The 826-nt window shown below is 74.9% G+C and carries 1 protein-coding gene; it reads left to right on the forward strand.

Going from position 1 to position 826, the window contains the following annotated elements:
- Positions 1-826 (forward strand): tetratricopeptide repeat protein (locus AX721_RS07930; RefSeq protein WP_197422498.1); only part of this gene is annotated, 826 nt, incomplete at both ends.

Here is an 826-nt window from a genome sequence, read left to right on the forward strand (position 1 = left end):
CCGCCGCCGCGGCGCGCGAGGCGCAGCTGACGGCCCGCCTGGATCAGACCCTGGCCGAGCTCGAGACTGTCCGCGCGACGAAGCGCCCGCTGTTCGGCGCCGGCGCCGTCCGGCTCATTCTGACTGCAGTGGCCCTGTGCGCGGCCCTCTGCGGCGCGGGCCTCGGGGTGACGGTGCTGACTCGGCCGGCTGCCTTCGAGCGCAGCGCGCCGCCGGCGACCTTCCTGGACGCCTCGCCTGAGGCGGCCGTGACGATCGCCCAGCCTGAACCCGTAGTCGCCACCGCTCCGGCCGCCCGACCCGTCCCGCCCGAGGTGACGCGACCGCTTGCGACCGCCGCGACGTTCGGGACGCGGGAAAGCTACGCCGAGGTGTCGGCTGCGCTGGAGCGGGGGGACCCGAAAGCGGTCGGACGCCTCACCACTCTGGCCCAGGTGGGCGACGCCAAGGCGCAGGTGAAGCTCGCCGGACTCTACGAAGCGGGCCGGGGCGGCGTCCCGCGCGACCTTGGCGCCGCGCGCCGATGGACGTTGCGGGCCGCCCGCGGCGGCGACCGTACGGCCATGTACAATGCGGCCGTGTTCCTGATGGAAGGCGAGGGCGGACCCCAGGACATGCGGGAAGCCGGCTTCTGGTTCCGCCGCGCCGCCGAGCGCGGCGTCGTGGACGCGCAGTACAATCTAGGCATGATGTACGAGGTTGGCCGCGGGATCGAGCAGAACGCCGCGGAGGCGCGCCGCTGGTACGCTGCTGCCGCCAAGGCCGGGGACTCCGCCGCCGCGGCGCGCGAGGCGCAGCTGACGGCCCGCCTGGATCAGACCCTGGC

The organism is Phenylobacterium sp. CCH9-H3 (genome assembly GCF_001557235.1).
GTDB lineage: Bacteria > Pseudomonadota > Alphaproteobacteria > Caulobacterales > Caulobacteraceae > Phenylobacterium.